Genomic DNA, 6,358 nt, shown 5'->3' with positions numbered 1-6,358 from the left:
TGCTTATTAGCCCTGCCTGCCCCATCGAATTGCGCTTTGCTATCTATGATATCACGCCACCCCTTCTGTGTCAATGTCAAAATGCCATGTTTGGCGGGAAAATTTTGGTCTCAGGGGTTGACAAATTAATGGGCATCGGCTATAATAAACCCGTGCCTCCAACCCGGACTTATGTGCAATGCACTGAGTGCTTATAGGTGTTGCACTCAGTGTGAAGTTGAGCTGCACCGATATTATATCACTTCTGAGAAAGAATATCGATGATTCGGAAGCGAAATGGCCGCGATCGCAACCCGTGTGGAGCGGAAGGGATATGTCATTTCATCTCACATAAAATAGTTCTTAAAGAATTATTACTATTTAGGGAAAATCGGCAAGGAAATTTTATCCTAGAATGACTGTTTAACGGTGGAGGAGGCAAAAAACCAGTTTCCTCACCCTTTGTCGTTCGGGGTTTGATATGACTGCATTGCTTGCCCTGCTAGCGTTTTATGTTGCTTTGAACCTGGGAGCCAATGACGTAGCCAACTCGATGGGGACCTCCGTAGGTTCCAAGGCACTGACCCTGGGACAAGCCCTGGCGATCGCCGGCATTTTAGAATTTAGCGGAGCCGTACTGTTTGGCCAGGAAGTCTCCCAAACCCTAGCCACCGAGGTGGTGGATACCAGAGTATTTGTCAACAGCCCACAAGTGCTGCTGGTGGGAATGGTGTGCGTGATGCTCACCTGTGGGATATGGCTGGCGATCGCCACCAGTCAAGGGTGGCCCGTGGCCTCCTCCCACGCCATCGTGGGGGCGATCGCCGGGTTCAGTATGGTCGCCGTAGGAGCTTCAGCCGTACACTGGAGTACCATCGGGTTAATTTCCATCACCTGGGTGCTCACCCCCCTAGTCAGTGCGGCGATCGCCGCCATTCTTTACAGCTTCATCAAGCGGTTCATTTTAGAGTACCCCGACCCCTTGAACCAGCTCCGGGAATGGATTCCCTGGTTGAGTGCGGGGCTGCTGAGCGTATTTGGCGCGATCGTGCTGCCTCCCGTGATGCAGCCGGTCAATGCCTGGATTGCCAACCGATATGGCATTACCCTACCCCCCCACGACTTGCCCTTAGCGGTGGGAGCCACAGCAGCGATCGCCCTTACCCTAGTGCAATGGCGTCAGCTAAAACCGCGCCCTCCCGAGGAGAGGAGTGCAGACCAGGGAAATACCTTTTCCCCCATCGAAAGTCAACTGGCGCGCTTTCAAGTGCTGAGTGCCTGCTTTGTCGCCTTCGCCCACGGATCCAACGATGTAGGCAATGCCGTAGCTCCATTAGCCGCGATCGCCACCATTCAGCGAACCGGTGCGGTTCCCCTGGGAGATTTCAGGGTTCCCTTGTGGATTTTGCTGCTTGGGGGTGTCGGCATCGTGACAGGTTTAGCAATCTGGGGTAAAAAAGTAATAACCACCGTTGGGGAAAACATCATCCCCTTGCAACCCAGCAGCGGCTTTTGTGCCGAACTCGCCACCGCGACCACCGTATTAGTGGCATCTCGGATTGGCTTACCCGTTTCCACCTCTCATTCATTAGTCGGAGGCGTGGTGGGAATTGGGCTAGTGCAAAGCCTGAAATCCATTCGCCTGCAAACGGTGCGCGCGATTTTCGTGGCCTGGCTGATTACCGTTCCGATCGCTGCTATTCTAGGAGCCAGTATTTTTAGTGTGGTGCGTCTTTTCATGTAGGCAGCCTTCCCTGCCTCAGGCATCAGGAGCGATCGGCGCGCAAAGCCTTTCGGCACCTAGCAAAACCGTGGCCCCGATAAAAATTGAGGCCACTTTAATCAGAAAAAGCGAAACATTTCATCCGATAACATCGAGCGAAAATGTCAAATCAGGGGGTCAACATCAGCCCGGAGGGGAACAGCCCACAAGCGAAAGCGCGAATGAGTCAAACACTCAGACGAATCAGCCAAGCGTAACCGCATGAGCCGCAAACAACTTTCTTGACCACCCAAAACCTAGAGGTAAGAGAATAATGGGGCAACTGGACAATCAACCGGAACATTCTGGATCGGCAGATCCCAGGGAAATGGAACAACTCCTGCGATCGATGACCCAACAGCTGCGAGAGATACAGCAAAACATGGGGGTTCAGTTATCGCAGGACATGGCGCGGCTGCAGGCAGAACAATCTCGCCTCACCGCCGACATTCAAAGATTGCAAAACCAACAGCAGCAACTGCAATCGCGGCAAATGCAGTCCGCACCCGGGCGAATTGCCAATCAGCAGCAGTGGACCAAACAACTGGCGCAAGTGATGGCATCGCAGTTGCAAGCAGAATTGAGCGATCGCTTCAAGCAACTGGCAGCCCCGCCGCCGCCACCGCCGCCCCTCACGGGTGCCGAAGCGCCGCCCAGCTTATCGCCCCCCCAAGCCACCCCGAGCAACTATAACGAAAACGCCTATCGGTTGCTCGCCTCCCTCGACACCACCCTCAACACCACCTTCAAAACCCTGCAGCAGGAACTCAGCAGCTATCAAAGCTCCTTATCCCAGCAGCTTGGGCGAATGCACTCCTTGCAGCAGCAGGGGGAAGTGATTTTAGAGACCCTGGTCGATCGCCTGATCGAACAACTGCAAGAAGAAGCCAGCAACGTGCAAACCACCGCCGAGATAATCTCCGGCGGCCCGCAACAACGGCTGGCGATCGCCCAGCAGCAACAGCAAAGAGCGCAAACCGGTACCGCGCCCCCCTCCAGTCCCACTCAACCCCGGGATCCAGAGAAAGCCGCGATCGCCGAACCGAGAACCGCACCCCCTGCCACCCCAGCACCCACCCCCAATCCGGAAAACAAAGCCTTTCTCACCGGCATCATCCTCGCGCTGTTTTCCTCCCTAACAATTTCGTTTCAAAACATTGTCACGCGGGTGATTTTGAGCGAGCAGTCCCTCTTCGGACTGGGATCGGGACAAATCCTCGCCCCTGGCGTGGGCAATTCCCTGTTGATTTTGGCCATCCGGATGTTAATTGTGGTGCCCTTGATGGGGTTAATCGTCGCACCGGTGCTTTATCCCAACACCTGGCGCGACTTAAAACAACTGGGCAACCCAGAAAAGCGGGGTAAGGTGTGGTACGCGATCGGCAGTGGAATCTGTCTGTTTGCCTCCCAGTTTTGTATTTATATCGCCCTGGGAAATATTGCCACCGGCATTGCCATCACCTTATTCTTTATTTTCCCCCCGGTGACCGCGATTTTAGCCTGGCTTATTTTTGGTGCCCGTCCCACCTTTATTTTTGCCCTCGCCACCCTGACGATTTTTTCCGGCTGCTTTCTCACCGTTTCCGCCAACATCGGGGCACCGGGGTTTGGCGACCCCCGATTAGGAGCAGTGATGGCCATTATGGCTGGTTTGACCTTTGCCGGCTATGTGATTTTTACCCAACTTAGTTCCAAAAAGCTCAAGCTGCATCCGGCCCCATTTAGCGTGATTAACTTCACCGTGATTCTGCTTTTGTCCGTCCCCTTAGTGCTCATCGGCGGAGAAGCCACCGGCGTCAATGACGGATTTTTGGCTTGGACCGTAGCCGAAGGAATGTGGGGGGCGCTGATTTGGGGAAGCGTGGCCCTCGCCGCCACCACGGCGATCGGCTACGTACTCAATAACTTTGCCATTCCCATCATTGGCGCGCCCTTAGCCTCGGTGATTGCAGCAACCGGTCCTGGATTGACCAGCTTGATGGCGTTAATCTTCATTGGCGAAGAATTGGGTCTCAATGAGTGGCTCGGAGTATTTATTGTCAGCGTGTGGGTTCTCGGGATTAGTGTGGATAACATGAACAAGCAAAAGAAACCCGCACCTCCTCCCTCTGCCCCTGCGAAGCAAAGAGCGTAATCCCCCGTTTCAGCAGCATCGCGCTCCACTGGTCGGGACAAGGCAGAGTCTTGTCCCGATTTTAATGGTTCGGCATCATGGAGTTCGCCCTCGCGCGATCGCCCTTCTGTGACTCAGGTCAAGCAAAATCCCAGCCATCGCAAGAGCGATCGCTGGGATTGTCAGTCTTTCCTCAACGGAGAGGGAGGGATTCGAACCCTCGTTAGAGTTGCCCCTAAACAGCATTTCCAGTGCTGCGCCTTCAACCACTCGGCCACCTCTCCCTGTAGGGAAATATTCAGTTGTTTTACCCACCGAAAAACTATCGTAGCAGAACAGAGTCGGTTTTGCAAACCCTTGGGAAAAAATTTTTGAGAACCCCGGGGTAAAGCGGCGGGGGAAGAGGCGAAAACCCCCGCGAACCGGGGATGAGCGGAGGTTGCCAGAGAGTAGCGCGCCCCCAGTGGCGATCGCCCCTAGATTTGCCAACCGGATTTATCGTACCCTAAGCTTAAAAACTATTGCATCACTTAGGTGGTTACCACTCATCGAACCATGACTCGAACCTACACTGTGAAGATTCACAATCGGCAAACCGGCGATCGCCATGTCATCCAAGTTCCCGAAGACCGCTACATCCTGCAAAATGCGGAAAACCAAGGGGTAAACCTGCCGTTTTCCTGTCGCAATGGGGCTTGCACCACCTGTGCGGTGCGCGTCATTTCTGGCGAAATCGATCAACCCGAAGCAATGGGTCTGTCTCCCGCATTGCGCGATCGCGGATATGCCCTGCTGTGCGTCAGCTATGCCCGTTCTGACTTAGAGGTGGAAACCCAAGACGAAGATGAAGTTTACGAACAGCAATTCGGTCGTTACTTCGGCAAAGGAAAGGTGCGCGTCGGACTACCCCTCGACGAAGATTAACCCCCACCGCCGCACAATGAAATTAACCGACCCGTTCCGATGTTTGCTCTTAGGCTGTTTGCTGATGAGTTGTTCCACCCCAGAAACCCCGCAAGGGGTCGCGGTGCAAGTAGATCGGGTAGTCAGTGGAAATACCCTCGAAGTCAGCAACCCCAGAGAAACATTTCCCCAACCACAGCGGGTGCGTCTATTAGGCATTGATGCCCCGGATTTGAAGCAAGACCCTTGGGGAGAGGAGGCGAAACAACAACTGGAACGCTGGACCGAGGGTCACTCGGTGGTGTTGGAAACCGATACCGAATTGGAAGATATTTACGGACGCCAATTGGCCTATGTATGGCGCGACGGAGAACTGATTAACGAAGAACTACTAAAACAGGGGATGGCGATCGCCGTGGTGCGATCGCCCAACACCAAATACCAACAGCGCTTTGCAGATGCCCAAGAATGGGCTAGACTCATGGGGCGCGGCATTTGGAACCCCAAACAGCCCCTGCGCCAAACCCCCAGTCAGTTTCGCCGCCTGCAGCGATAAGCGGAGGCGATCGCCATCGCCCCGGAACCTTCTCAACTGAAACCTTACCACTCACCCATGAGCGATTATTCCCGAGAACAACTGCAAATTTATTTAGAGATTGCCACAGAAGCGGCATTAGCTGCCGGTGCGGTTTTACAATCCTACTGGGGCAACCTAGAGGCGATCGAAGAAAAAGGGCGTCCGGGGGATTTAGTCACCGCCGCCGATAAAGCCGCAGAAGACACCCTGCTCAAAGTGCTGCACCGTCACGTCCCCGAACATGGTATCCTCGCCGAAGAAAGCGGCGCATTAGGAGATAAAAGCAGCAAATACCGCTGGGCGATCGACCCCCTCGATGGCACGACCAATTTTGCCCATCAATATCCCATGTTTGCCGTTTCTGTCGGGTTACTAATTGACGGAGTGCCCCAAGTAGGGGTGGTTTTCGACCCGTTTCATCAGGAATTATTTCGCGCCGCCAGCGGATTGGGGGCCACCCGCAACCGCCGCGCGATCGCCGTCTCGGATACCGCCAACCTCGCTAACAGCTTACTCGTCACCGGCTTTGCTTACGATCGCCGCGAAACCGCTGACAATAACTATGCCGAATTTTGCCACCTGACCCATCTCACCCAAGGAGTGCGCCGTAGCGGTTCCGCCTCCATCGATCTGTGTTATGTGGCTTGCGGTCGTTTGGATGGATACTGGGAACGGGGACTCTCGCCGTGGGATATGGCTGCCGGTGCGGTTATCTTGCGCGAAGCAGGGGGCAACGTCACCGCCTATGATGGCACGCCCTGGCGCATCGAAACCGGGCGGATTTTAGCCACCAATGGCAAACTCCACGGCGAACTCAGTCAAGAACTGCAGCAGGTTCGACCCCTAGAACCCTGGGCCAATCCCACCCCCAGTTCACCGTAGTCACTCTCACCCGTGACGGCGATCGCGACAAGCGAACCTCTTGCGAAGTACACTGGAAATAAATAGTGCGATTCGTTCCCGCAAAAGTGGAGGGTAAATGCCTGAAGCGTGAGCGGGGCAAGGAACACAGCCCTTAAAGGCT

At 54.7% G+C, this 6,358-nt stretch carries 6 protein-coding genes and 1 tRNA gene; 6 read left to right on the top strand and 1 reads right to left on the bottom strand.

What is annotated here, in order from left to right:
- The 3 genes from AC0QH1_RS20380 to AC0QH1_RS20370 form a co-directional block, all read left to right on the top strand.
- Positions 1 to 197: hypothetical protein (locus tag AC0QH1_RS20380; protein WP_324633139.1), on the top strand; the 197-nt coding region annotated here is incomplete at its 5' end.
- A gap of 263 nt (positions 198 to 460) precedes the next feature.
- The gene (locus AC0QH1_RS20375; RefSeq protein WP_324633137.1) at positions 461 to 1,723 is read left to right on the top strand and encodes an inorganic phosphate transporter; all 1,263 of its coding nucleotides are present in this window, start codon (positions 461 to 463) and stop codon (positions 1,721 to 1,723) included.
- 292 nt (positions 1,724 to 2,015) lie between these two features.
- Positions 2,016 to 3,875 carry a DMT family transporter gene (locus AC0QH1_RS20370; protein WP_324633136.1) on the top strand — a complete coding sequence of 620 codons (1,860 nt, stop codon included), beginning with the start codon at positions 2,016 to 2,018 and terminating at the stop codon, positions 3,873 to 3,875.
- A gap of 176 nt (positions 3,876 to 4,051) precedes the next feature.
- On the opposite strand, the gene AC0QH1_RS20365 is transcribed toward AC0QH1_RS20370, so the two are convergent.
- A tRNA-Ser gene (locus AC0QH1_RS20365) sits at positions 4,052 to 4,138 on the bottom strand.
- Positions 4,139 to 4,409: 271 nt separating this feature from the next.
- On the opposite strand from AC0QH1_RS20365, the gene AC0QH1_RS20360 reads away from it, so the two are divergent.
- From AC0QH1_RS20360 to AC0QH1_RS20350, 3 genes are read left to right on the top strand one after another with little or no spacing between them, the layout of a single operon-like run.
- Positions 4,410 to 4,778, top strand: coding sequence for a 2Fe-2S iron-sulfur cluster-binding protein (locus AC0QH1_RS20360; protein WP_324633135.1), 369 nt, complete (start codon positions 4,410 to 4,412; stop codon positions 4,776 to 4,778).
- Between the two features lie 16 nt (positions 4,779 to 4,794).
- On the top strand, positions 4,795 to 5,313 hold the full coding sequence (locus tag AC0QH1_RS20355; RefSeq protein WP_324633133.1) for a thermonuclease family protein: 519 nt from the start codon (positions 4,795 to 4,797) through the stop codon (positions 5,311 to 5,313).
- A gap of 57 nt (positions 5,314 to 5,370) precedes the next feature.
- Positions 5,371 to 6,216, top strand: coding sequence for an inositol monophosphatase family protein (locus AC0QH1_RS20350; protein WP_324633132.1), 846 nt, complete (start codon positions 5,371 to 5,373; stop codon positions 6,214 to 6,216).
- Positions 6,217 to 6,358: the final 142 nt, after the last annotated feature.

Source organism: Phormidium sp. CCY1219, assembly GCF_055795085.1.
This window is presented reverse-complemented; position numbering and strand designations above follow the sequence as displayed.

Bases quoted from the DNA above. Each gene is read 5' to 3' on its own strand.
- AC0QH1_RS20375 (WP_324633137.1), top strand. From the start codon at position 461: ATGACTGCATTGCTTGCCCTGCTAGCGTTTTATGTTGCTTTGAACCTG.
- AC0QH1_RS20370 (WP_324633136.1), top strand. From the start codon at position 2,016: ATGGGGCAACTGGACAATCAACCGGAACATTCTGGATCGGCAGATCCC.
- AC0QH1_RS20360 (WP_324633135.1), top strand. From the start codon at position 4,410: ATGACTCGAACCTACACTGTGAAGATTCACAATCGGCAAACCGGCGAT.
- AC0QH1_RS20355 (WP_324633133.1), top strand. From the start codon at position 4,795: ATGAAATTAACCGACCCGTTCCGATGTTTGCTCTTAGGCTGTTTGCTG.
- AC0QH1_RS20350 (WP_324633132.1), top strand. From the start codon at position 5,371: ATGAGCGATTATTCCCGAGAACAACTGCAAATTTATTTAGAGATTGCC.